General features: G+C 62.6%; 3 protein-coding genes. All 3 read right to left on the bottom strand.

Going from position 1 to position 2024, the window contains the following annotated elements:
* Positions 1-103: 103 nt before the first annotated feature.
* On the bottom strand, positions 104-505 hold the full coding sequence (locus IQ35_RS20780) for a response regulator (RefSeq protein WP_021246797.1): 402 nt from the start codon (positions 503-505) through the stop codon (positions 104-106).
* Positions 506-737: 232 nt separating this feature from the next.
* Positions 738-926 (bottom strand): hypothetical protein, encoded by a 189-nt coding sequence (locus IQ35_RS20775; RefSeq protein ID WP_021246799.1) that lies wholly within the window; start codon positions 924-926, stop codon positions 738-740.
* Positions 923-1840, bottom strand: a complete 918-nt coding sequence (locus tag IQ35_RS20770) for a GGDEF domain-containing protein (RefSeq protein ID WP_145076210.1) — start codon at positions 1838-1840, stop codon at positions 923-925. Before IQ35_RS20770 ends, IQ35_RS20775 begins: the two co-directional genes overlap by 4 nt.
* Positions 1841-2024: the final 184 nt, after the last annotated feature.

Here is a 2024-nt window from a genome sequence, read left to right as displayed (position 1 = left end):
TCGGCTTAGACACCCAGTTCCTAATTCAGATCAGAGGCTTACGCCACTCCCGCCAACCCTTCAGGACACTTTTGGTGAATAAGGCGGGCTAGGGCCGAACTTGCTATTCGAGGCGACCCGAAACCATAAGGGCCGCTATCTTCGCGATCATGTCCGTTGGAAGATATGGCTTGGGGATGAAGTCGGCGCCCAACGGCAACACGCTTGCACCGGGCCTGGCCCGGCCCGAAGTAATCAGCACCGCGATTGCGGGCCAGCGGCCCCGGATCGTGGCGGCGAGCGCGAGGCCGTTCATATCTCCAGGCATCTCAATATCGGTGAACACCGCCCCTATGTCGTCGCGGCCTTCAAGGATGGACAAGGCGGCGGCGGCATCGCAGGCTTCAAGAACATGATAACCCGCCTCCATGAAAAACTCCGCCGCCATCGCTCTAATCAAAGGTTCATCTTCTACCACCAGCACGGCGGCGGCCTGTTCGACCGCCTGTTCAGATAGTGCCTTCATTGCGCCTCTCTCCCCTTTCCTTGTAGCTCCTGGATCGTGATCGTCAGCCGTCCAAGGTCCACGACGCTGCAATCCAGCACGCCCGCCATCCTTTCCATGTCCTCCAATGTCGGCGCGATTATATGGCGGGGGGGCCACCCTCCGGTTTCCGCCCCCCGCCCCCCGCCAGCGCCATTTTGTCGTATAGCTGGCAGGGACCGGACCGGCCCGACGCCCCAGGGGGTGGGTGCCGTCAAACCGCATCCGGATTTAGCTCGAAATCAATCTCGTCGCCCGGCTGCATCGGCGGCACGCGGGCGGCAATGTCGTGTGCCCATTGCAGATGCTGGGCGGCAACGTCCTCGCCCGCTTCGTCCAACAGCTCCAGCGCCTCGCGCATGAGCACGATCGCACGTTCCCGCAACGAGGCGAGGTCCATCATACAAGCCCCTCCTGGCGCTTCGCGGCAATGCGGGCCTCTGCCGGGGCCTCGGCCTCGCCTGCCCTGTCGATTGCGATGGCGTTCTTTCCGCTATTCTTGGCGCGATACATCGCCTGATCGGCGGCATGCATCAGATCGCTGGCGCTGCCGCTTGCATGGGGTGGGATCAGCAGTCCTCCCATGCTGCACGTCACCGGATAGCGCGATTGCGCCAATACGGCCGACAGCCGGGTATGAATATCGCGCGCGAATCCCTGTCCTTCGACGATGGAGGGCACGCGGACCAGCAGGGCGAACTCATCGCCGCCAATACGCCCGATCAGATCCTCCCGGCGCATGATCGAGGCCGCTCCCCCGGCAAAGGTCTGCAAAACCTCGTCGCCCGCTCGATGCCCTTCGCGATTGTTCACCGCCTTGAAGTCATCAAGATCGAGGATGATGAGCAGGAGCGTGTGACCTATATGCCTCGCATCTTCGATCATCCTGGCGCAGCGGCGCTCGAAAACTTCCTTGTTGAGCGTCCCGGTCATCCGGTCGCGGTGCGCGTGGAACAGTTCGCGATCGTAGGAACGGCGGAAACTGATGATTGCAGCCGCGATGAAGAGGAACGTCACGACGCGGACCCCGATGCTGAGCGCAAGCAGGGGGACGGACAGTGCGGCGATATGGTGCAGCGAAGGCGCAACCGCCAGAAAGGCCGCAATGACCGCTACAAAATAGCCCTCGCGCGCGCCCAGCGCCCAGCCAGCGGCGCAGATGACGGGCATGTAGAGCGGAGCAAAGCCTACCGCCGGGATGATATAGTCGGCAAGGGCGATCCCCGCCGTCGCGGCGACGATCGCGAACCAGGTTCGCTCTCTCGACAGGGATTCAAGATGTTCGGCCAGTCGGCCGACAGGCATTTGGCTGTTCACGCGCATCCTACTCCTTCGGCTTCATCGCCTTGAAGCGGCACGCCACCCAAGCCCACAGCCGGCGGCACGCCTCCTTATTGGGAAGCGTGCCGGCCACTGAACCGGGTGTAGAAAACCTGATGATCGTCAGGCGCGAACGCTTGTGGCTTAGCTGCTGCCCGGCCTTCGACGCGAGGGTATCCTT

The sequence above is a fragment of the Sphingobium wenxiniae genome (assembly GCF_007830065.1).
GTDB classification, from domain to species: Bacteria; Pseudomonadota; Alphaproteobacteria; order Sphingomonadales; family Sphingomonadaceae; genus Sphingobium; species Sphingobium wenxiniae.
This window is presented reverse-complemented; position numbering and strand designations above follow the sequence as displayed.